General features: G+C 65.9%; 17 protein-coding genes and 1 pseudogene. 3 read left to right on the top strand and 15 right to left on the bottom strand.

Annotated elements, in window-relative coordinates:
• Positions 1–23: 23 nt before the first annotated feature.
• Together SM757_RS25305 and SM757_RS25300 are read right to left on the bottom strand one after the other, a co-directional pair.
• A pseudogene (locus SM757_RS25305) lies at positions 24–695 on the bottom strand (TerC family protein); the annotation flags it as partial.
• Between the two features lie 126 nt (positions 696–821).
• Positions 822–1,775 carry a DMT family transporter gene (locus SM757_RS25300; RefSeq protein ID WP_322467521.1) on the bottom strand — a complete coding sequence of 318 codons (954 nt, stop codon included), beginning with the start codon at positions 1,773–1,775 and terminating at the stop codon, positions 822–824.
• A gap of 157 nt (positions 1,776–1,932) precedes the next feature.
• Here SM757_RS25300 and SM757_RS25295 point away from each other — a divergent pair, with 157 nt between their 5' ends.
• Positions 1,933–2,733, top strand: coding sequence for an AraC family transcriptional regulator (locus SM757_RS25295; RefSeq protein WP_322467520.1), 801 nt, complete (start codon positions 1,933–1,935; stop codon positions 2,731–2,733).
• Positions 2,734–2,807: 74 nt separating this feature from the next.
• Here SM757_RS25295 and SM757_RS25290 read toward each other — a convergent pair whose 3' ends face one another.
• The 9 genes from SM757_RS25290 to SM757_RS25250 all read right to left on the bottom strand — a co-directional run bounded on the left by SM757_RS25290 (position 2,808) and on the right by SM757_RS25250 (position 13,916).
• On the bottom strand, positions 2,808–3,749 hold the full coding sequence (locus SM757_RS25290; protein WP_322467519.1) for an SDR family NAD(P)-dependent oxidoreductase: 942 nt from the start codon (positions 3,747–3,749) through the stop codon (positions 2,808–2,810).
• Positions 3,750–3,770: 21 nt separating this feature from the next.
• Positions 3,771–4,580 carry an enoyl-CoA hydratase/isomerase family protein gene (locus SM757_RS25285; protein WP_322467518.1) on the bottom strand — a complete coding sequence of 270 codons (810 nt, stop codon included), beginning with the start codon at positions 4,578–4,580 and terminating at the stop codon, positions 3,771–3,773.
• 3 nt (positions 4,581–4,583) lie between these two features.
• Entirely contained in the window at positions 4,584–6,308 is a 1,725-nt protein-coding gene (locus SM757_RS25280; protein ID WP_322467517.1) for an AMP-binding protein, read from the bottom strand.
• A 10-nt stretch (positions 6,309–6,318) separates the two neighbouring features.
• Positions 6,319–7,323: a Bug family tripartite tricarboxylate transporter substrate binding protein gene (locus tag SM757_RS25275; protein WP_322467516.1), complete on the bottom strand. Its 1,005-nt coding sequence runs from the start codon at positions 7,321–7,323 to the stop codon at positions 6,319–6,321.
• Between the two features lie 89 nt (positions 7,324–7,412).
• Positions 7,413–8,312, bottom strand: a complete 900-nt coding sequence (locus SM757_RS25270; RefSeq protein ID WP_322467515.1) for a LysR substrate-binding domain-containing protein — start codon at positions 8,310–8,312, stop codon at positions 7,413–7,415.
• Positions 8,313–8,356: 44 nt separating this feature from the next.
• Positions 8,357–9,691 carry a sulfatase family protein gene (locus tag SM757_RS25265; RefSeq protein ID WP_322467514.1) on the bottom strand — a complete coding sequence of 445 codons (1,335 nt, stop codon included), beginning with the start codon at positions 9,689–9,691 and terminating at the stop codon, positions 8,357–8,359.
• Entirely contained in the window at positions 9,684–10,781 is a 1,098-nt protein-coding gene (locus SM757_RS25260; protein WP_322467513.1) for a Bug family tripartite tricarboxylate transporter substrate binding protein, read from the bottom strand. The genes SM757_RS25265 and SM757_RS25260 overlap by 8 nt, the downstream gene beginning before the upstream one ends.
• An 89-nt stretch (positions 10,782–10,870) precedes the next feature.
• Positions 10,871–12,628, bottom strand: a complete 1,758-nt coding sequence (locus tag SM757_RS25255) for a SulP family inorganic anion transporter (protein ID WP_322467512.1) — start codon at positions 12,626–12,628, stop codon at positions 10,871–10,873.
• A gap of 241 nt (positions 12,629–12,869) precedes the next feature.
• Complete coding sequence (locus tag SM757_RS25250; protein WP_322467511.1) at positions 12,870–13,916, bottom strand: porin; 1,047 nt, start codon at positions 13,914–13,916, stop codon at positions 12,870–12,872.
• A 217-nt stretch (positions 13,917–14,133) separates the two neighbouring features.
• Here SM757_RS25250 and SM757_RS25245 point away from each other — a divergent pair, with 217 nt between their 5' ends.
• Both SM757_RS25245 and SM757_RS25240 read left to right on the top strand, forming a co-directional pair.
• Complete coding sequence (locus tag SM757_RS25245; RefSeq protein ID WP_322467510.1) at positions 14,134–15,699, top strand: sulfatase family protein; 1,566 nt, start codon at positions 14,134–14,136, stop codon at positions 15,697–15,699.
• Between the two features lie 44 nt (positions 15,700–15,743).
• A complete protein-coding gene (locus SM757_RS25240; protein WP_322467509.1) occupies positions 15,744–16,715 on the top strand; it encodes a Bug family tripartite tricarboxylate transporter substrate binding protein in 972 nt (323 codons plus the stop codon).
• A gap of 97 nt (positions 16,716–16,812) precedes the next feature.
• Here SM757_RS25240 and SM757_RS25235 read toward each other — a convergent pair whose 3' ends face one another.
• From SM757_RS25235 to SM757_RS25220, 4 genes are all read right to left on the bottom strand, one after another.
• The gene (locus tag SM757_RS25235; RefSeq protein ID WP_066341934.1) at positions 16,813–17,916 is read right to left on the bottom strand and encodes an SMP-30/gluconolactonase/LRE family protein; all 1,104 of its coding nucleotides are present in this window, start codon (positions 17,914–17,916) and stop codon (positions 16,813–16,815) included.
• A gap of 86 nt (positions 17,917–18,002) precedes the next feature.
• A complete protein-coding gene (locus SM757_RS25230) occupies positions 18,003–19,442 on the bottom strand; it encodes an aldehyde dehydrogenase family protein (RefSeq protein WP_066341935.1) in 1,440 nt (479 codons plus the stop codon).
• Positions 19,443–19,597: 155 nt separating this feature from the next.
• Entirely contained in the window at positions 19,598–20,509 is a 912-nt protein-coding gene (gene kdgD / locus SM757_RS25225) for a 5-dehydro-4-deoxyglucarate dehydratase (protein ID WP_322467508.1), read from the bottom strand.
• A 262-nt stretch (positions 20,510–20,771) separates the two neighbouring features.
• Positions 20,772–21,542: FadR/GntR family transcriptional regulator (locus tag SM757_RS25220; RefSeq protein ID WP_322467507.1), on the bottom strand; the 771-nt coding region annotated here is incomplete at its 5' end.

Genomic DNA, 21,542 nt, shown 5'->3' with positions numbered 1-21,542 from the left:
GCGGGAGCCGCCACGGGCGCAGGAGCCCGCGCTGCACGCGCGGCCAGCAGCTTGCCCACCAGCAGCACGAGGGCCGCGCCCGCCACCGGCGCCGCGTAGTGCAGCCAGGGCGCGTTGGCGTCTATCCACGGCTTCACCACCGGGTCGCCGATGGCCATTTCGCCGGCCACGTAGCCCAGCAGCGCAGCGCCCAGGGTGATGATCACGGGCCAGCGCTCCATCAGCGTGAGCAGCAGCCGGCTGGCGAACACCACCAGCGGAATCGACACGGCCAGGCCCGCGATCAGCAGCACGTTGTTGCCCTTGGCCGCAGCGGCCACGGCAATGACGTTGTCCAGGCTCATCACCAGATCGGCCAGCAGGATGGTTTTCACAGCCGCTGCCATACCCGTGGCGGCGGCGCCATGGCCTTCGCCTTCTTCTTCCGGCACCAGCAGTTGCACGGCGATCCACAGCAGCAGCACGCAGCCCACCAGCTTCAGGTAGGGCAGCCGCAGCAGCTCCACCGCCACCAGCGTGAGCACGATGCGCATCACGACGGCCGCGCCGCTGCCCCAGGCCACGGCGCGTTTTTGCTGCTCGGCCGGCAGCCCGCGCGCGGCCAGCGCGATCACCACCGCGTTGTCGCCGGAAAGAACGATGTTGACGCCGATGATTTGCAACAGCGCCAGCCAGAAGCCGCTGGTCATGTCCATGCGTGCACCCTTTGTTGTGTCTCTTGTGGGAGCGCCGCGGGCAGCGGCGCCTGGTGTGCGGGCGTGCAGCAATCGCCGCGCCCCCGTCGCGGCTGGATTGTTGTGAGGGGCGCTGTCGGTCGGCTGTCAGATGCCTCGGGGTTTCCCCAGGGTCCTGGCGCGAAGCGCGGCCAGCGCCTGCGCCACCCACGCATGCCCGCTCACGAGCACGATGCCCGCCAGCACCAGCAGCGCGCCCTGGACGAAGGCCGGCTCCAGCGGCTCGCCCAGCAGCACGACGCCGGCACCCACGCCAATCAGCGGCGTGAGGAAGGAGAACACCCCCAGGCGCGACGCCAGGTAGCGGCGCAGCAGCCAGCACCAGGCCAGGTAGCTGGCGAAGGACACCACGATGGACTGGAAGGCCAGGTTGCCCAGCAGCCGCGGCGTCAGCGTGAAGCTCATCTGGCCGAAGGCCAGGGCGCCCGCCAGCGCCAGCACGCAGCCGCCCACGAGCTGGTAGAGCAGCGTCTCCGTGGCCGGCGCCGAGGACAGGCGCGAGCAGCGTATGGCCACCGTGGTCGCGCCCCAGGCCGCGCCGCCCAGCAGGCCCAGCGCGTCACCCAGCAGCGGGTTGTCGCCGACGGCCGCGCCTGACGTGCCACGGCCCAGGAAGGCCCAGGCAATGCCGCCGAACGCCACCGCGATGCCCGCCCACTGCAGCGTCCGCAGCGCCTCCGCGCGCAGCCGCCAGTGCAGGCCCAGCGCCGCGAAGATGGGCGCGGTGTAGAGGAAGACGACCATGTGCGAGGCGCTGGTGTGGCGCAGCCCCTCGCCCACCACCAGGAACTCCAGGCCGAACAGCGCTCCGGCCAGCGCGCCCGGGCGCCAGGCGCCGTCGCGCCACAACACGCGCTCGCCGCGATACGCCATGAGCAGCGCCAGCAACACGGCCGAGATGCCGGAGCGCAGGCCGATCTGCAGCAGCGGCGCCATGTCCACGGCGCCCGCCTTCACCGCGATCTGCTGCAGCGCCCAAATCGTGCACAGCAACAGCATCAGGGCGACGGCTTGGGTGTCCAGGGGCTTGCGGGCTGACATGGGGAGGTCCTGCTGGAAAGGCGATGGAGCGGCGCATTGTCCGTTGGCGTTTTCAAATGGAATTGCACATATCGGACAATCCATGCCGTAGATCCGCCAGCCTGCAGGCCGGGCACGACGCAGCCGCCTGTCGCACACCCCCTTGCACGCCCTCGCCATGCCCGCCCGCTCCACGCACCTGCGCACGCCGCCCTTCGTGGACGCGCTGCCGTCGCCCATCTGGTTTCGCGCCGACGAGCTGCCGGCCGACACCGCCTACCCGCGGCACCGCCACGCCTGGGGCGAGTTCGTCTATGCCTACAGCGGGCTGATGGAGCTGAAGCTGTCGGACGCCCATTTCCTGGCGCCGCCGCAATGCGGCGTGTGGCTGCCGCCGCTGGTGGAGCACATCGGCCTGAACCGCGACGCCGCCAGCCACTGCTCGCTCTACGTGTCCGCGCCGCTGTGCGCGCAATTGCCCGCCAACGCTTGCGCGCTGAGCGTGAGCCCGCTGGTGCGCGCGCTGTTGGAGCACCTGCGCTTGCACCCGCACCCGCGCGACGAGCCGCCCGCGGCCGCTGACGCGCGGCTGCTGCAGGTGCTGGTCGATCAGCTCGCCCGGGCGCCGCGCGCGGGCAGCTATCTGCCCGGCTCGGACGACCCCGTGCTCGCGCCGCTGCTGCGCGCGCTGGACGCGCAGCCGGGCGACCACCGCTCGCTGGCCGATTGGGCACAGGCCCTGCACAGCACCGAGCGCACGCTGCTGCGCCGCTGCCGGCGCGAGCTGGGCATGCCCTTCAGCGAGTGGCGCCAGCGGCTGCGCGTGGTCAAGGCGCTGCCGCGGCTGCAGGCCGGGGAGAAGGTGGAGACCGTGGCGCTGGAGCTGGGCTACGCGGGCGCCTCGGCCTTCATCACCATGTTCCGCCGGCTCACGGGCGTGACGCCGGACGAGTTCCGCCGCGGCGCCACGCCGAAGTAAGGCGAAAGCCGGCGGCGGCGCTCACGCGTGCACCCTCGCTCAACGAATCCTGAAGTACTCGTCTCCGGCGAGCACTAGGGCGCCACATCGCCCGGCGGGATCACCTCGGCAAGGTGCTTGGGCAGGTCGTCGCCAAAGCTCTGGAGCTCCCGGCCTATGGAGGTGCTCCACGTCTGCGCAATGGCCTCTGCCGTCCATCCACCGTCACGGAAAGCGGTCTGGATTTCCTGCGGATGAGACCACAACGACAGCTTGTCGCCACCAATGCCTATGCACTGCCCCGTCACGCTCCTGGCATGGTCGGAAGACAGGAAGACGACCAGGGACGCCACGTCCGCCGGGCTGCCCAGCCCCAGGCGGCGCAAGCCGGGCAGGATCGGTCCGCCGCGCTCCGACATCTCGACCTGCTTTTCAAGTCCCGGGATGGACGCGAGCATGCGGGTCAGCGCCACGGGCACCACGGCGTTCACCTGAATGTCGGAGCGCGCGCATTCCAGCGCCCAGGTCCGGGCAAGGGCCGCAATGCCCGCCTTGGCGGCCGAGTAGTTGGTCTGGCCGAAATTCCCGCGCTGCCCCGCGATGGACGACACGAGGATCAGGCGGCCCCCGCTGCCCTGCGTGCGCATCCGGCGGACCGCGGCGCGCGCGCAGGTGAAGGTGCCTCGAAGATGCGTGCCGATGACTTGGTCGAAGTCGTCATCGGACATGTTCCACAGCACCCGGTCGCGCAAGATCCCGGCGTTCGCGCACAGGATGTCCAGCCGGCCGTAGCTGCTGACGGCACGCTCCACCAATCGATCCGCCGCCGCGGCGTCACCGACCGGCACGACCTCGGCAACCGCCTGCCCGCCCGCGGAGCGGATAGCGTCCACGGCGGCTTGCGCCACTTCCGCATCGATGTCGTTGATGACGACCGAGGCCCCCGCGGCGGCCAGCGACTGGGCAAATGCCAGACCGAGACCGCGGCCACTGCCCGTGACGACCGCCACCTTGCCGTCGAGCCTGATTTCACTCATTGCTGTCCTTTCGCGGGCGATTCAGCGCCCCGTGTACTGAGGTGCGCGTTTCTGCATGAATGCCAGCGGGCCTTCCTTGGCGTCATCGCTGGCGAGCACGGCGCGACGAGCTTCGTCCTCCAGGGCATACCCTTCGGACAGTGGCGTGCCGCTGCTGCGCATCACCGTCTCCTTGATGCGTTGCACGGCCAGCGGGCCGTTCTCGGCGATACGGTGCGCCACCGCTTCGGCCTCGGCCAGCAAGGACTCGGCAGGAACGACGCGGTTGACCAGGCCGATGCGGCACGCCTGGTCCGCGCTGATGGCGTCCCCGGTCAGCAGCAGCTCCATTGCCAGTGCATGGGGAATCTGTCGCGGCAGCCGCGCCAGCGAGCCGGCGAACGGGATGATGGCGCGCTTGGCTTCGGGATACCCGAAGCTGGCGTGTTGCGCCGCAATGCGGATGTCCGTGCCCAGCAGCAGCTCCGCCCCGGCGGCCAGGCAGTAGCCGTTGACAGCCGCGATCACGGGCTTGTACAGCGGATAGTCCCGCAGCGAGGACGCCGCCATCACCTTGGGCTCGGCCAACACGCGACGATCCCATTCGTCCTGCGGTGCGCGGTTGCCCGCCAGCAGCGGAATCATCGAGCCCAGGTCACCGCCCGCGCAGAACGCCTTGCTGCCTGCGCCGGTGATGATGGCGGCTCGCAGCTGCGGGTCGCTCGCGTAGTCCTCGACGGCATCGGCCAGCCGGCACACCAGCTCCGGCGTCAGGGCGTTGTGGGCATGGGGCCGGTTGAGCGTGAAATAGGCGATGTGGCCTTTCTTCTCATAGACGAACGGCAAGCTCATGGATCACCCCTTCAGTGTGGCATCGAGGCCAAGCTCTTCGATCAGCTGGGCGCGCAGCTCGAACTTCTTGACCTTCCCGCTGGGCGTCAAGGGAAACGCGTCGATGAACCGGATGTATTTCGGCAGCTTGTGGCGGCTCAGGTTGGCGCGGCAATAGTCGATCACCTCCTGCTCGGCCATGCTTTCGCCCTCCTTGAGACGCACGAAAGCCGCGCCTTCCTCTCCCATGTAAGGGTCGGGCACGCCGACGACTTCGGCCTGGCGCACCTTGGGATGCCGCATGAGAAAGCCCTCGACTTCGGCCGGGTAGACGTTCTCGCCACCGCGGATGAGCATGTCCTTGATGCGGCCCACGATCCGGATGTAGCCCCTGCCATCCATGGACGCCATGTCACCGGAATGCAGCCAGCCCTCGGCATCGATGGCCCTGGCTGTCTGCTCGGGCATCTTGTAGTAGCCCTTCATCACGTTGTAGCCGCGCACGAGAAGCTCGCCGGGCTGGCCGTGGCCCACCACCCCGCCTTCCGAGTCCACGATCTTCACTTCCGTGAAGGGAAGAGGCCGGCCCACGGTGGTCGAGCGCAGCTCGAAGCTGTCTTCGGGAAGCGTTTGGGCAATGATCGGGCTGGCCTCGGTCATGCCAAAGACGATGGCCGGCTCGGCGCCCCACTGCGACTTCAACTGCTCCATCAACGACACGGGAATGGACGTGCCGCCGCTGATGACGCGGCGCATCGACGAGACGTCGAACTCGCCGGCCAGGAAGCGGGGCTCCTGCAGCATGGCGATGTACATGGTGGGCACCGCGTCCATGACGGTGGCCTTCTCCTGCTCGATGAGCGAGAGCATCTTCACGGCATCGAAGGCAATGGCCTTGATGATGGTGCCGCCCGCCACGAGCATGGAAAGCTGGTTGACCACGTTGCCCGCGGCATGGAACAGCGGCATCGCGGTCAGGAAGCGGTCGTCTTGCGCCAGGCCCGCTCTTTGCGCCACCAGGCGGGCATTGTTGAGCGTCCCTCGGTAGGTCAGCATGGCGCCCTTGGGGGCGCCGGTCGTTCCGCTCGTGAACTGGATCTGCGACACGTCTTCCGGCTTGACCAGGTTCTGCCGGCAGGCCAGCGCCTCATCGGCAACCGAGGCCCCCAGCATGGGCAGGCGGTCAAAGGCAACCAGGCCTCGCCTGGCCTCGCCGCCGATGAGCACCGCGCGGCGCAGCGCGGGCAACGCCGCCGACTGGATGGCCCGACGCTCGGGATCCGATATCGCGTCGATCTCGGGCGCAATCGACTTCAGGGACTGGAGGTACTCGTTGCCGCGGTTCTCCTCGATGAGAACGATGGTGTGGACGTCCGCCTGCCTGAGCAGGTACTCCAACTCGGCGCGCCGGTAATTCGTGTTGACCGTCACGAGCACGGCACCGATCTTGGGCAGCGCCATTTGCATCAACACCCATTCCGGCACGTTGGTGGCCAGCACCGCCACCTTGTCACCGGACCGGACACCCAGCGCCATCAGCCCCTTGGCTACTTCGTTGGCCTTGTCGCGCAACGCCCGGTAGGTCCATCGCACCTCCAGGCCGATTTCGGGATAACGGTAGACCAGGGCTTCCCGGTGCGGCCGCTCCTGGGCCTGCTGGTCCAGGATGTCGCCTATCGTGGTGCAGAGCAGTCCGCCCGCGCCAAAGGTTTCCGCACGCCACAAGGCGCGGTCTGCATCGATTCCCATGGCTTGCCCTTCAGTCCAGTGCCTTGAAACCCGTGGTCCTGACGACGTTGGCCCAGCGGACGTTTTCACGCTGGATAAACGCCTCGAAATCCTGTCTGTTCGACCCTGCTGGCGTGAAGCCTGCCTTTCCCAAAGCCTGCTGGCTGTCCGAATCCTTGAGCACTCGGACAATATCGGCATTGATCTTGTCAAGGATGGGCGCCGGCGTTTTTGCCGGGGCAAACATGCCGACCCACGAAGTGAAATCGAGATCCTGGTATCCCAGTTCCTTGAAGGTGGGAACCTGGGGCAATAAAGCCGAGCGCGATGCGCCGGTCGTTGCGAGCCCCGTGATTTTGCCGGCGGTGATATACGGCGTGGCCAATGCCACGGAACTGAACAGCCCTTGCGCATCGCCGTTGATGACGCCCGTCATCGCGTCGCCAGTGCGCCTGTAGTGCACGGGCTCCATTTTGAAATTGGCCGCGCTTGCCAGCATCGCCGCGCCAAAATGACCCATGGTTCCCGCACCGAAAGTGCCCATCATGGGTGATTCCTTCTGGGCCCAAGACACATAGTCCATCAGGTTTTTTGCCGGCAAGGTGGTGGGCGCGACCATCACGAAATCCAGATTGGCGACCTGGGCAATCGGCGCAAAATCCTTTTGCGGGTCGTAGGGCAGCTTCTTGTAAGTATTTGGCGCGATGCTGATTTGGGCCACGGCGCCAAAAAGCAGGGTATAGCCGTCAGTTGGAGAGCGCGCGACTTCCTGCGCCGCCAGGAATCCTGCCGCGCCATCCTTGTTGTCGACGACCACGCCCTTGCCCCACTGGGCTTGAAGTTTCTGGGCAAGCACGCGCGCCGCGATATCCGGTGCCGTGCCCGCGGCAAACCCCACCACGATGCGAACGGGCTTTTCCGGATACTCGGCGTGGGCAACCAACGGCAGCGCCGCTGTCAACACGAATATTCCAACCGTCGCTGCGTGGGATGAAGCCATGTGCTTGCACATGGCCCGAATGGCTTCAGAAGTCATGCTTGTTTCCAGGGGTGTTATTCGTGGCCCGGCTCATGGACCGGCCTTCATTGACAACGGGCGCCTTGCAGCAGATGCCCGTGCGCAGGTCACTGCCTGTTGGCAAGAAAATCCGTCACCACGCGGGCCATCACCTTTTCCACAGCCATCATGGCGCCGGTTTTCGGAATATCGGGATGGCTTTCTAGCCTGATTTCCCGATGGAGATTGTCGTTGTCGATAACCGTCACCGACAGACCCGAATTTGGCTCGATGCGTTGCGCGGCAATCTCCGGCACCACCGTGCATGCCACGCCTGCGCGGCAGACGTCGAGGACGGCTGCACCGTCCTCGATGCCTCCCACGATGGCGAGATCCACGCCCGCTTCACGGGCAGCATCGATCAGGAAACCGTAAAAAGGCTGCATGGACGACAGCAGCAAGGGAACCGCCTCCAAATCGGCCAGCTTGACGGGTTGCTGGGGATCGAAAATGGATCGTGGTGAAACCAGGTACAAACGTTCACGAAACAGATGGATGCCATTTTCGCTTTTGGCGTCGGGCCGGTAGACCTGCATGGCCAAGTCCAATCGCATGGAGTTCAACTGGTTCTTGAGCTCGGCTGAATATCCCACCACGAGCTCAGGAGTGATATCGGGAAGCTCGGATTTGAGCGCAAGAAACAGCCGCGCGCCCATGACCGACGCGACGGTGCGCAACACGCCGATGGAGACCTTGCCTTTCATCGCCCCGGCTTTCTCCTGGACGGCGCCCTTCGTCAAATCCATCTGCTTGAGAATAATTTTGGCGCGTTGGTAAAGCTCCGCCCCTGCGTCCGTGGCGGCGACACCCGAGCGGCCGCGTACCAGCAATTGCACCCCCAATTCCTCTTCCAGGCTGGACAGGCGTTGGCTGAGGGCAGGCTGCACGATATGCAGCCGGCGCGAAGCTTCCGAAAGGCTGCCGCTGTCGACAATGGCGATGAAATAGCGCAGATGACGAATATCCATGGCATGCCTGTCTGAAACTGTTGCCCACACCGCCCTGACGGCCGTCAGTGTGTGGCCCTGGGCAAGTCGGCCTCGGTGAATGCAAGCGTGACCTTGGCATCGGCAGGAATTCCAGGAAGGGTGGCCGCCCAAGCCAGCCAGCGGCTGCGCAGCTCCTTCAATCTCTCGGGGTAAAGCTGGGCGAGATTGGCACGTTCGCGCTCGTCTTTGGCCAAATTGAAAAGATATTCGTGTCCATCGACCTGCAGGTATTTCCAGCCATCGCGCAGCAGCGCACGCTGTTCGCGGTGGGCCATCCGCCAGCACAGGTCGCGCTCCAGCGTCCAGCGCGGGTCCGCCAGCAGCGGCAACAAGGACAAGCCGTCCATGGCATGGTCCGGATCGGCTTGGACGCCTGCGGCTTCCAGCATCGTCGCGGTCCAGTCCATCGTGATCACGGGTGTGTCGCTGGTGATGCCGGGAATGATTTTCGCGGGCCAGCGGGCAATCAGCGGCACTCGGATACCCCCTTCGAGCAGGTCCATTTTCTGGCCGACAAAAGGCCAGTTGTCCGAGAAACGCTCACCGCCGTTGTCACTGGTGAAGATCACGAGGGTATTTTCATCTAGCCCTTTTTCTTCAAGGCATCGCAGAATGCGCCCGATGCCTTCGTCCATCTCGTAAATCATGCGATGGTAGGTTTCCAGCGAACCTCCATCCGTATGCCGGATGGATTTTCCAATCCGCCGGGATTCCGCCTCGTCTGCACGCGTTTCCCAAGGCCAGTGGGGCGCGGTGTAATGCACGCTCAGCATGAACGGTTTCGACTGGTTTTGTGAATCGATGAACTGCACGGCCCGGTCGGTGATGAGGTCCGTCAGGTAGCCTTTTTCCTCGATGTGCGTTTCGTTTTCCCAAAGGTCATGCACGCCGTCGCTGCCCTGATGGGAAAAATAATCCACGCCGCCGGAGAGAGGGCCGAAGAAATACTGGTAGCCGCTTTTCAACGGGCCGAAATGCGGGGGATAACCCAGATGCCATTTGCCGACCAGGCCGGTCGCATAGCCGGCATCCCGCAGCAGCGACGGCAGCGTGGGGTGCTCCGGCGGCAAACCCACGACCTTGTCCCCCCGGGCCCTTCCCGTGAGCGGCTCTTCTGCCGCGCCACGCAAACGGTATTGCCAGCGCCCGGTAACCAGGGCAAAGCGCGTCGGTGAGCACACGGGCGAATTGGAGTAGCCGTGGCGCAGGAGCATCCCTTCCGCGGCCATGCGGTCCAGGTTCGGCGACACGGGCATGCTGCTTCGTGCCCCGGTGCAGCCGAGGTCGGCATAGCCCAGGTCATCCGCCATGATGAAGATGAAATTCGGTCGATTCATGTCCGTGCCTTGCTTATTCATTTGCAGAAAATCCCGTGGCCTTCACCACCCTGGCCCAGCGTGCCGCTTCTTGCTTCACCGCGTCCTGAAACTCCTGGCCGCAAACGCCGGATACGCTCAGGCCCTGGGCAGCCATCTTGGCCTTGACGTTCGTGTCGCCCAGTGCATCCAGGTGAGCCTTGATGAGCCGTTGCGCAATTGAAGCGGGAATGCCTTTCGGTGCCAGAAGACCGAACCAGGCAGTCGTCGTCAGGTCGCCCAAGCCCTGCTCCGCCAGCGTCGCAACGTCCTTCAGCGAATCGGGCCTGACGGTACCGGTCGTGGCCAATGCAATCAGCCGGCCGCTCTTGATGTGCGGCAGTGCGGTGGGCAGTTGCGTGAAGCCGAAGAACACATTGCCGCCCAGCAAATCGGTCACCTGAGGGGCGCTGCCGCGGTACGGAATATGGGTCAGGGGAATACCCAGCTTTTCTCCGAGCTGGTATCCCAAGAAATGGGAAGGCGTGCCCGGCTGGTAGGAGGCATAACTTGCATTTTTGGGATTTGCCTGTAGCCAGCGAGCCAGGTCGTCAATGGTTCTGGCGTTGGTCGATGGATGGGCCACCAATACCAAGGGGAACTCGACGCCTTTGCAAAGATAGGTGAAATCTCCCGGGCTGTAGGGGAGTTTCTTGTAGGCACTGGGGTTGATGGTCAGGATCGCGGCGGTGCCAACGAACAGGCTATATCCATCTGCGGCAGCGCGGGCAGCGGCCTCGGTCGCAATCAGGCCGCCACCGCCACCCGGCCGATTTTCCACAACGACAGGCTGTTTCACCTGCTGCGCCAAATGCTCGGCCGATACCCGGGCGTAGCTGTCGATGGCTCCTCCAGGCGTGGACGGGACAATGATCTGTATGGGTTTGCTGGGCCAGCCCTGCGCATGACCCAGCGTGGCACAGCACAGCAGCGATGCGAGCCAAAAGCTTCGGCCTGCGGAGAAAATGCGACTGGATGGGAACATTCCGTACTTCCTGACGTTGGAATGCAAGCGTAGGACATCAGGAAATAAATCTCCAATGGTTTTTTCTTGACCCCCCATCATGGAAAATGATGCATCACGAAAAATCACCGTGAAATATTATGTTGACGCCATAGATAAATACCCAAAAGACCTTGGATTGAATAATCCGCTTTATTTGTCACTTCAATTTCAAGCATTCAAATGGGATGCAGGGACGAGGACGCTTGCGCGGGTGGCTGTGCAACGATGAGCGGGTCCGAACATTCCTGAAAAACCCGCTTCGTGCAGCGGGCACAGAGGGCCGGATCCAACCGGGCACAAATGGTGCGAATGGCAGACCGCTTGTCGGCGAAAACATGATCGGCACCCAGTTCGTCGAGAAAGCCGTCGCGCCGCCATGGGTCCAGCACCCGTGGGCGCGGGCGGTGGAAATACAGGTCGCCGCCAAAGGCGCGGCGTGCGCGCAGTTCCTGGCGCCACAGCTCCGAGCCGGCCACGTCCACGAAATTCATGCTCTTGGCCATCACCAGCAGGTGCTTTTGCGGCCCCGTCGCGTCGCGCAGCGCCTGCAGCCGGTCCGACACGTGCGCCGTGGCGCCAAAGTAGACCGATCCCTCCATGCGCAGCAGCTTCAGCTGTGGGCACTCCGGCTGCGCGTGCGCCGTGTGGTCCAGCACCACGAAGGGCCGGTGCAGGTCACCGCGCGGGCCGCCTAAGCCCATGGTGCGCAGCGCCGGGCGCGAGGTGCGATGCAGGTACAGGCCCAGCGACAGGGCGCTGCCGATGAGCACCGCCAGTTCCAGGCGCAACGTGAGCGTGGCAGCCAGGGTGATCAGCGCCACGGCCAGTTCCTGGCGGCTGGCGGCGGCCAAGCGGTGCCAGCGCGGCAGGTCCAGCAGCGTCCATCCCACCAGCACCAAAAGCCCTGCAATGGCGGCAAACGGAATCCACGCCAGCACCGGCGCCGTGAGCGCCACCATCGGCACCACCAGCAGCGCCGAGAAGACGGCCGCCAGGGGCGAGCGGGCGCCGGCTTCCAGGTTGGGCATGGAGCGGTTGAGCGAGCCGCAGGAGACGTAGCAGGAGAAGAAGCCGCCGGCGATGTTGGACAGGCCCTGTCCCAGGAACTCGCGGTTGGCGTCTATGCGCTGGCCTGCGCGCGCGGCCACGGCCTTGGCGATGGCAATGGACTGCGCCAGCGCCACCACCGTCAGCGCCGCGGCAATGGCCAGCAAGTGCGGCAGTTGCTCCAGGCTCACGCCGGGCACATGCAGCGGCGGCAGCGCGGGAGGCAGCGGGCCCAGCAGTCGCAGTTGCCACGCCGGGGGCGCCCAATGCTGCAGGGCCCAGGCCAGCAGCGTGCCCACAGCCAGCGCCGCCAGCATGAAAGGCGAGCCGGGCCGCCAGCGCCTGAGCCCCGCGGCGCTGGCCAAGGTGGCCAGCGCCACCAGCAGCGCCCCGGGTTGCGGCGCTTGCGAGACGGCCGCCTGCAGCACCGCGCCGGCGCTCGCGCCCGGCGGCAGCGTCAGCTCCAGCGCGTCCTTCAGTGCATGGACCACGATGAGCAGCGCCGCGCCGGTCGTGAAGCCCAGCAGTGCTGTCGGGGAGATGAAGTTCGCGATCGCTCCCAGCCGCAGCGCGCCGGTGGCGAACTGCAGCAGCCCCACCAGCACCGTCACCGCCAACGCCAGTTCCACGTAGGCCGGGCTGCCTACGGCGGCCAGCGGCGCCAGCATGGCAAACAGCGCCAGCGAGTTGGCGTTGGTAGGCCCTGAGACGACGTGGCGGCTGGAACCCGCCAACGCCGCCACGATGCACGGCACCACGGCCGAATACAGCCCGTACTGCGGCGGCAGCCCCGCCAGCGTCGCGAAAGCGATGCCCTGCGGCAGCACCAGCACCGCACCCAGCAAGCCTGCCAGCAGGTCGGCCCAAAGCGCGGGGGCACAAGGCATTTCGGAATATCCCATTCGCACGACAAATCCTTGTGTAAACACGCCGGCGGCGCCCCATGAAAAAAGCGCCCAACAGGGCGCATCGAACAAGGCTGCCGCGGACTCAACCTTGACCCCTGGAATATGTCGGCCTGCCGCCTATACCAGCCAGGCACGGACATTTCGCGAAGGCCTGCTCGTCACTGATTTGGGCCAGACAAGGTCAACCTGCTCAGCCGGCTTGCAAGCATTTCAGGGATTTTTAGAAGTTGTGCTTGATGCCCAGCGCCATGGCGCTCACGTCCACGCCGGTGTTGGCCGGTACCGTGGCCAGGCCCATGGAAATGGCTGCCTGCCCTTTATTATTCAAGCGAAGCGTGCGGGCATACAGCGTGGTGCGCTTGCTCAGGTTGTAGTCATAACCCAGCGTCAGCATGTCGTTGTCACGGGTGCTGTTGCTGACGTTGCGTCGTCCAAATTCAGCCAGCAGTCGATGCTCGCCAAGGTTCCACGTGACGCCCAGCAAAGTCAGCGTGGATTTGAATGTGCCGGGGGCATCCGCATCGGCAACGCCATACATTGCACTCAGGGTGACCGGACCCATCATGTATTTTCCGTTCACCAGGTGGGCGTCAGCATGGTAGCTGACTGCGGAATTGGTTCCCGTGTTCAAACGCTGGCCGCTGTAGGACACATAATAATTTTCCGCCCGGTAGCTCAGGGTGCCGCCGACGAATCGGCCCGATGTGGCCGCGCCTTCCCCCGGTGCGGCAGCCAATTCGAAACGAAACCCCGAGCCGGACAAGTCGCCATGGCGGTAGCGCACCAAATTGCTCAAACGCATGGGCGGTGCGATGGGCGCGAAGGCCGCGCCCTGGCCATCGGATTTGCTCAGCAATTGGGCCGGCGACCAGTTGACGTTCATCGTGAACAGATCGACCGTCTGCATGCTGTAGAACAGCGGTGCGTATCCCCGGCCCATTTCAACGGTGCCGTACGGGCTTTTCAAACCCACGAATGCCATGCGGCCGAATCCGCCGCCCAGGGTGAATGAGCCATCGTCAAGATTCATCCCCATTTCGAGATTGAAAACCGATTGCCAGCCGCCGCCGAGGTCTTCAGTTCCACGAAAACCCAGCCGCGAAGCCGCAATACCGCCGTCGGCGATTTTCATGGTGGTGCGCGTATCCTTGACTGGCCCCAGGTATACGTCTGCGATACCATAAATCTGCACTGAAGATTGTGCCCATGCACAATGGGCCAAACCTGCAAATGGCAGGAAGCACAGAATTTGGCGGGCAATCTTCACGGTGTCTCCACAGGCATGATGTCAAGGCACGCAATGTGCACTTGAATTATGCGAGTGGCGGCATACTTTGTTTTTATGGGGCTCTCAGATTAAATGATGGCAGAAATTGCGGAGCCTGATGGCGCCATTATGAATTGGTATTGCACCGGTACAGGCAGGAGCCGTTAGTCTTTGGTATCGGTGCCGCGCAAGGTAACCGCATTTCCAAGCTCTTGCCATGACCTGCAATTTCCTGTTCTTCATCGTTGACCAGTTGTGTGCCACTCACCTGGGCTGCTACGGCAATTCCATTGAGGCCACGCCCGTGATCGACGGCCTGGCCGCTGATGGTTGGCGCGCGCAGGAGTGCCATGTCGCGACACCGATCTGCATGCCCAACCGTGCCAGCCTGCTCACGGGGCGCATGCCCTCGGTGCACGGCGTGCGCCACAACGGCATCCCGCTGTCGCTGGGCGCGGTCACGGACCTGCTGCGCGAGGCGGGCTACGCGACCTCGCTGATCGGCAAGTCACATCTGCAGAACATGACGGCCAAGCCGCCGCTGCATGCCCAGGACGCACACCGGCCCAAACGCGAAGCTCAACGCCCCTATCCGGGCAACTATCAACAGGAATGCCAGAAGACCTGGGAAGCGAGCCCGTCCTTCGAGATGGAGCTGCCCTTCTACGGCTTCGACCATGTGCAGCTGGCCATCGGACACGGCGATGCTTCCGACGGGCACTACCGCCGATGGCTACAGGCCGAGCATCCCGAGTTCGCCGACAAGGTCGGGAAGCAGCACAGCCTGCCCGCACCCGGGTACGAACTGGTCAAGCACGGACAGGCCTGGCGCAGCGCGATCCCGCAGGAGCTGCATCCGACGGCCTGGATCGCTGACCAGACCATCGCGCAGCTGCGCGAGGCCCAGCGGCGGCAGCGGCCTTTCTTTCTCTACAGCTCGTTTGCCGACCCTCACCACCCGTACACGCCGCCCGGACGGTACTGGGACCTGTACCGTCCCGAAGACATGGCGTTGCCTTCGTCGTTTCACGCCGACACGCCGCCGCCGCACCTTGCATGGCTGCGGGCGCAGCGTGATGCCGGCCGGGCCGTCAAGAACACGATGGCCTGCTACGCGGCCACCGAGCGCGAAGTCCGGGAAGCGATGGCGCTCGGACTGGGTTCGCTGAGCTTCATCGACGCGCAGATCGGCCGCGTGCTCGCAGTCCTTCGCGAGCTTGGCCTGGACAAGGACACCGTCGTCGTGTTCACCAGCGACCATGGCGAGTTTGCCGGCGACCACCAGCTGCTGTTCAAGGGCTCGCTGCACTACCAGAGCCTGACCCGCACGCCGTTCATATGGCGCGATCCCCAGTGGGCTGCGCACGGGGGCCGGACCGACCGCTCACTGCTGTCGACCATAGACATCGCGCCCACGCTGCTGGAGCGGGCCGGTATCGAGCGCTTCAACGGCATGCAGGGGCGGTCCTTCCTGCCTGCGATCTGCGGTGAAGCGCAGCGGCAGCGCGACGCCCTGCTCATCGAGGAAGAAGGCCAGCGGACCTATTTCGGTTTCGACCAGCCCGTGCGCATGCGAACCCTCTTGACCCACAGGCACCGGCTCAGCGTGTACGACGGGGTGTCCTGGGGTGAGCTTTATGACCGGCTGGAAGATCCGGATGAGGCACGCAACCTCTGGGACGAGCCCTCATACCGCACCGTGCGCGAGGCGCTGAGGGCCCGCCTGTCGAGCGAAATGCTTGCACATACCGAAACCAGCCCGGCGGCGACGGCGCTGGCCTGACAAGGACCCGACGTCACGGGGTCCGCCACAACGGAGACAAGACCATGAGACTGCACCGCCGAGACTTCATGTTGGCAAGCGCCGCTGCCGCGCTGAGTGGCCACGCAAGCGCCAATGCGTGGCCTTCCAAGCCGCTGCGCATCATCGCGCCCGCGGGGCCCGGGAGCCCCGCCGATACGGCCATACGCGCTTTTCAAGACCTTCTGCCCGCCCGCCTGGGCCAGCCCATGGTCATAGAAAACCGGCCTGGCGCTCAAGGCGTCATCGGCCTGGATGCGGTGGCCAAGTCTCCTGTGGACAACCATACGTTCGGCATGATGCACCTGCAGCTTGCCGCGGCCCCGGCGATGCGCAACGGAAAAATGCCGTTCGACTTGGAAAAGGGCATCGAGCCCGTCGTTCAGCTCAGCACCGAATCGCCCGTGCTGCTGGTCAACACCAACCTGCCGGCCAACACGTTGAAGGAATTCATCGAGTTGGCGAAGTCCAAGCCCCAGATGCTCGTTTATGGCTCCGCAGGAAGCGGCTCGCCTGCGCACCTGGGGATGGAGCTGCTGCAGCGGGCCGCCGGCATGAGCCTGGTGCATGTGCCCTACAAGACCATTGCGAGTGCCGTGACGGACCTGGCCGGCAAGCAGATCGATGTTGCACTGGCCGGCTCCAATGCGGCTTTGCAGGGCCTGAATTCCGGGCGAGTCAGGGCACTCGCGGTCTCGGCTCCACAGCGACTTCCCGCGTTTCCCAATGTGCCCACGCTGGCCGAAGCCGGCTTTCCAGGAATCGACCTGCGTGGCTGGGTGGGGCTTGTTGCAAGGTCGGGTACCGACACAGCCGCCATCACGCGCTTGAACGCCGAGGTGAACGAGTTGCTCAAGCAACCGAAAATCAGGGAGCGCTTCGCCGCCACGGGATCGGAGCCGGCCGGTGGCAGCCCCGCCCTGTTCAAGAGCCACATCCAGCGTGAGATGGCACGCTGGCAGAAGCTGGTCGTCGAAGCGAAGATCAGCGCTGACTGAGCGCTGTGTTGAGAGGCTGCCCGCAGGCGCATGTGAGGGCGGCTCTCTTGCATGAAGCGGGACGGCTCGCCCCTTCGGAGCGAGCCGGGCCGGGCGCTCAGACCGCGCCGTGCGCCTCCACGTACAGCGCGTACACCGAGTGCGAGCTGGCCATGTAGAGCCGGTTGTTCTTCGGCCCGCCAAAGCACAGGTTGGCGCAGCGCTCCGGCAGCCGGATGAACGCCAGCGGCTTGCCCTGCGGGCTGAACACCATCACCCCGTCCAGGTCCTCCGGCTTGCCCTTGAGCTGGAACACCTTGCGCCCACCCACGTCGGCGGGCTCGGCGTTGAGCGCGCCGTTGCTGCCCCAGCCGCACCAGAGGTTGCCGTCGCGGTCCACCCGGAAGCCGTCCAGCGCGCCCTGGTCGGCGGCGTCGATCAGCTTGGTCTTGTTGGACAGGCTCACGCCGTCGGCACCCACGTCGTAGCTCCAGATGCTGCGGTTGGGCGTGCCCTTCCACTCCACCACGTAGAGCTTCTTCTCGTCCGGCGAGAAGGCCAGGCCGTTGGGGTTCACCAGATCGGTGATGGCGGCCGTCAGCTTGCCGTCCGCGCCGATGCGGAACACGTTGGTGTTGGCCTGTTCGCGCTGACCTCTAAAACCTTCCCACTCGCCGTTGATGCCGAACAGCGGGTCGGTGAACCACACGCTGTCGTCGGACTTCACCACGATGTCGTTGGGCGCGTTCAGGCGCTTGCCTTCGAAACTGTCGGCCAGCACGGTGATCTTGCCGTCCTTCTCCGTGCGGGTGACGCGGCGCGTCACCGAGTGCTCGCAGGTCACCAGGCGGCCCTGGCGGTCGCGCGCGTTGCCGTTGGCGTAGTTGGCGTTGGCGCGGAAGACGGTCACGGCACCCGTCTTCTCGTCGAACTTCATGATGCGGTTGTTGGGGATGTCGCTGAACAGCAGGTAGCCGCCTTCCGGGAAGTAGGCCGGCCCTTCGGCCCAGCGGAAGCCCGTGGTGATCTGTTCCACGCTGGAGCTGTAGATGCGGTACTTGGCGAAGCTGGGGTCCAGGATCAGCACCGCCGGGTCCGGGTAGCGCTGGTTCGGCGCGAACGGGAACGCCTGCGCCAGCGCGCTGCCGCCAAGCGACGCCAGGCCGCCAGCGGCAAAGGTCTGAAGCAGGCGGCGGCGCCGCGCGATGAACTGGTCTTGCATGTGTTGTCTCCTTCTTCTTGGCTCTTTTGATGGACCGACGGCGCCGGCCCCCAAGGGGTGCGGCGCCGCCGGGAATGGCGCAGGCCTCAGGCCTGCGTGTAGGACGTCTTCACGGTCGTGAAGAACTCGGCCGCGTAGCGGCCCTGCTCGCGCGGGCCGTAGCTGGAGCCCTTGCGGCCGCCGAAGGGCACGTGGTAGTCCACACCCGCGGTGGGCAGGTTCACCATGGTCATGCCGGCCTGGGCATGGCGCTTGAAGTGCGTGGCGTGCTTGAGGCTGGTGGTGGCGATGCCGGAGGCCAGGCCGAAGGGCGTGTCGTTGGCCAGGGCCAGCGCCTCGTCGTAGCCCTTGACGCGGATGACGCTCACCACCGGGCCGAAGATCTCTTCCTGGTTGATGCGCATCTGAGCGGTGGTGTCGGTGAAGAGCGCCGGCGTCATGTAGAAGCCCGGCGCGCCCGCGCTGTTGCGGCCCAGCGCCTCGCCGCCGGCGGCCAGCGTCGCGCCCTCACCCTTGCCGATGGCCACGTACTCCAGGTCCTGCGCGAGCTGCTTCTCGTCGACCACGGGGCCGATGTCGGTGCCGGCCTTGCGCGCGTCGTCCACCTTGATGGACTTCATCTTCTCCACCATGGCGGCCACGAACTTGTCGTGTATGCCTTCGGTGACGATGACGCGGCTGGAGGCCGTGCAGCGCTGGCCGGTGGAGAAGAAGCCGCTGTTGACGGCGCAACTCACGGCCACGTTCAGGTCGGCGTCGTCCAGGACGATGAAGGGGTTCTTGCCCCCCATCTCCAGCTGGAATTTCGCCATGCGCGCCACGCACGCGGCCGCCACCTGCTTGCCCGTGCCCACCGAGCCGGTGAAGCTGATGGCGTTGACGCGCTCGTCGTCCAGCAGCGCCTGGCCCACCACCGAGCCGCGGCCCATGACGAGGTTGAACACGCCCGCCGGCAGCCCCGCGCGCTGCAGGATGTCGGCCAGCGCCCAGGCCGAGCCCGGCACCAGGTCCGCGGGCTTGAGCACCACGGCGTTGCCGAAGGCCAGCGCGGGCGCCAGCTTCCACGCGGGAATGGCGATGGGGAAGTTCCAGGGCGTGATCAGGCCGACCACGCCCACGGGCTCGCGCGTGACTTCCACGCCCACGCCGGGACGCACCGAGGCGACCACGTCGCCGGATGCGCGCAGCGCCTCGCCCGCGAAGAACTTGAAGATGTTGCCGGCGCGCACGACCTCGCCCACGGCCTCGGGCAGCGTCTTGCCCTCCTCGCGCGCGAGCAGGTCGCCCAGCTCGGCGCGGCGGGCCAGGATCTCGCTGCCGGCGGCGTCCAGGATGTCGAAGCGCTGCTGCGGCGTGGTGAGCGCCCAGGCGGGCGCGGCGGCATGCGCGGCGGCGATCGCCAGGCGCGCCTGCGCGGCGTCGGCCTGCGCGTACTCGCCCACCACGTCGCGCGTGTCCGAGGGGTTGATGTTGCGGCTGACGGCGGCGCCTTCGACCCACTCGCCGCCGATGAGGTTCTTGAACATGGCTTGTCCTTGAGAGGGGCGTGCCCCTTTGGCCTTGCAGGAGGCCCGCTGGCGGGCCGAATCGCGGCCGGGCCACGGGTCCGGCCCGCCAGCGGGCCTCCTACAGAAACTGGTCAGCAGCCCGGGCGACGGGCTGCGATGCGGTTGACCCGCGCTTACTGCGGGCCCAGGCGGGCGATTAGCGCCTGCAGGTGCTCGACTTCAGCCGGCTTGAGCTCGGACAGCGGCGGGCGCACCGGGCCGGCCGTGTGGCCCACCAGCGTGGCGCCGGCCTTGACCAGGCTCACGGCGTAGCCCTGGCCGCGGTTGCGCAGCTCCACCAGGGGCAGGAAGAACTCGTTGATCAGGCGACCGGTGGTGGCCGTGTCCCCGGCGGCATGGGCGTTGTAGAACTCGATGGCCGTGCGCGGGATGAAGTTGAACACCGCCGACGAGTACACCGGGCAGCCCATGGCCTTGTAGGCACCGGCGAACACTTCCGCCGTGGGCAGGCCGCCCAAGTAGGCGAAACGGTCGCCCAGCTTCTGGCGCACGTTCACGAAGGCCTCGATGTCGCCGATGCCGTCCTTGAAGCCGATGAGGTTGGGGCAGCGCTCGGCAAGCTTCTGCAGGGTCTCGGGGCTGTAGCGGGTGTTGCCGCGGTTGTAGATGACCACGCCGATCTTGACGCTCTTGCACACCAGCTCGACGTGGCGCAGCAGGCCTTCCTGCGTGGCCTCGGTCAGGTAGGGCGGCAGCAGCAGGATGCCCTGGGCACCGGCGCGCTCGGCTTCCTTGGCGTACTGGATGGCCAGCGTGGTGCCGCCACCGGCGCCGGCAATGATGGGCACGCGGCCGCGGCAGGTCTCGGCCGCCACCTTGACCACGTCGAAGAACTCGCCCGGCTCCAGCGAGAAGAACTCCCCCGTGCCGCCCGCGGCAAACAGCACCGTGGCGCCGTAAGGCATGAGCCACTCCAGGCGCTGCGCGTAGCCGCGCGCGTCAAAACGCAGCTCGCTGTCGAAGTCGGTCAGCGGGAAGGACAGCAGGCCGGACTGGAGGGCGCTCTTGAGCTCTTGGGGGGACATTCAGTGTTCTCCGTGGGGGGTGCGGGTACGTGACACACAGCTTGAATCGCTGCGTTGTATGTCATCGTACAACCTAGTGCCGCTACCTGCAAGATCGCGTGCATGTGGGAAGCACGTACATAGCAAAGATCACCTGAAAGGTCTTTGCAAGTTGTACGACGACACAGGCCAAAACGGGCATGCGAATGCCAAAAACAAAAAGTCCCGGGCGCGGTGGCGGACCGGGACAGAAAGAAAGGCGGCGATCAGCGCCGCATTGGCGTCACACCAGCCGCGTGGCCTCGAACAGCCGCTGCCGGGCGTTGAAGACGTGCTGGCGCATGGCCTGCGCCGCCTGTGACGCAGCCCGCTGGGCGATGGCGTCCAGGATGGCCCGATGCTCGTCCAGCGCGGCCTGCACCCGCGCGGGGCTGGCCTGGTCGCGGGCCACGTTGAAGCGGTCCATGTACTGGCGTATGGGGACGACCAGCCCTTGCATGGCGGTGATGAAGAAGGGGTTGTGCGTGGCGTGCGCAATGGCGGCGTGAAAGCGCGCGTCCTCGTCCGCCGCGGGGCGGCCGGCCTGCAGGCAGGCCTGCAAATCGTCGAAGGCCAGCCGCAGGGCCAAGACGTCTTCCGCGTTGCGGTGCTCGGCCGCAGCAGCGGCGGCACCCGCCTCCATGCAGTCGCGAAAGGCGTAGTAGCGCTCCACGTCCGCCAGGCTGGCCACCGTGGGCAGTAGCGCGGCCTGGGGCTGTGCAGGGCTCATCGCGGCCACGTGGCTGCCGCTGCCGCGCCGGGTTTCTATAAGGCCCTCGGAGCGCAGGCGCGACAACGCCTCGCGCACCGTGGCCCGCGAGACGCCAAAGCGCACGGCCAGCTCGGCCTCGGTGGGCAGCCGCGTGCCCGGCGCAAAGGCGCCGTTCAGGATGGACTCCAGCACATGCGCGTGCAGGCGCTCCACCAGCGTGCCGCCGCCCTCCTCCACCCGCGCCGGCAATGCCGGCACGCTCCCACCGGCCGCCTGCGGACCCATCAGGTCACCGGCGCCGGG

This window comes from Azohydromonas lata (assembly GCF_034427735.1).
GTDB lineage: Bacteria > Pseudomonadota > Gammaproteobacteria > Burkholderiales > Burkholderiaceae_C > Azohydromonas > Azohydromonas lata.
Note: the sequence above shows the minus strand (reverse complement) of the source record. Positions and strands in the feature narration are given on the sequence as shown.